This window comes from Methanosaeta sp. UBA458 (genome assembly GCF_002496085.1).
Classification (GTDB): domain Archaea; phylum Halobacteriota; class Methanosarcinia; order Methanotrichales; family Methanotrichaceae; genus Methanothrix; species Methanothrix soehngenii.
On the sequence record NZ_DAIK01000128.1, the window covers coordinates 11,379 to 12,547 of the forward strand.

Here is a 1,169-nt window from a genome sequence, read left to right on the forward strand (position 1 = left end):
AAGACTGCAGTGAAGATCCTTGCGGTGAAAAGCGCAGATGACCTCTCCCGCAAAATCGCTGCGGTGGGCCTCTGCCAGAACTTTGCCGCCCTCAGGGCCCTGGCCTCAGAGGGAATTCAGAGGGGGCATATGTCTTTGCATGCCCGCAATGTGGCCGTCCAGGCGGGAGCGAAGTGCGACCTCATCGAGCTGGTTGCTGCCCGCATGGCTGCGGAGCGGAGGATCAATGTGGACCGGGCGGCTGAGCTGATACGGGAGCTGGAGGATCGTGGGCAGGAGGGAGTTTGAAGACTAGGATCGGAGTCCTCGGCCCTGAGGGGACCTACTCTGAGAAGGCGGCCTTAATCTGGTCAGAGGGCATGCCCTCCACAGTCCTGGTCTACTTCAAGGACTTTGATGGAGTCTTGCAGGCGGTGGAAGAAGGCGAGCTGGACTATGGAATCGTCCCTTTGGAGAACAGCCTGGAGGGTGCGGTGACGGTGGTCAATGATCTTCTTCTGCGCTTGAATGTGGTGATCGTGGGGGAGGTTAACGTTCCCGTAAGGCACTGCCTGGTAGGCCAGGGGGAGGGTGAGATAAAAATCATCCTCTCACACCCCCAGGCTCTGGCTCAGTGCCGCCAGTTCATAAGGGAGCACTATCCAGGAGCGGAGACCAGGACCACGGGATCGACCAGCCATGCCGCCCGCCTGGCCCAGGAATTTGGGGAGATGGCGGCAATTGCCGACGCAGGCGCAGCAAAAAGATATGGCCTGCGCGTCCTGGCCAGAGATGTCCAGGACGTGAGGGAAAACGTCACCCGATTCATAGTAGCAGGGCGGCAGATCCCCGGGGCCACGGGCAAGGACAAAACCTCGCTCATCATCCATCTGGCTAAGGACAGGCCGGGGGCACTTTATTCCATATTGCAGGAGTTCGCCCAACGCAGCATAAACCTGACCAGAATCGAGTCCAGGCCCAGCCGTCGAGGTCTGGGAGACTACTACTTCTATATCGACCTGGAAGGGCATCAGGATAACAGCGTGGTTTTGGACGCCCTGGAAAAAATTAGGGAAAAAGCGGGAATGGTCAAGGTTCTGGGGTCCTATCCCCGGGACAGCTGATTAGGATAGTTCAAAATTGCAGCCCTAGTGGTATATACGGGAATAAACCACAAAGAGCCCATGATC

Annotated in this window: 1 protein-coding gene and 1 pseudogene; both read left to right on the forward strand. The window is 57.7% G+C overall.

The features are described 5' to 3' along the window. Positions 1-288 (forward strand): annotated as a pseudogene (locus BP822_RS09355) (3-hydroxy-3-methylglutaryl-CoA reductase); the annotation flags it as partial. Beyond that, complete coding sequence (gene pheA, locus BP822_RS09360; RefSeq protein ID WP_286878185.1) at positions 285-1,103, forward strand: prephenate dehydratase; 819 nt, start codon at positions 285-287, stop codon at positions 1,101-1,103. The pseudogene BP822_RS09355 and the gene pheA, both read left to right, overlap by 4 nt. The last annotated feature ends 66 nt before the right edge of the window (positions 1,104-1,169 follow it).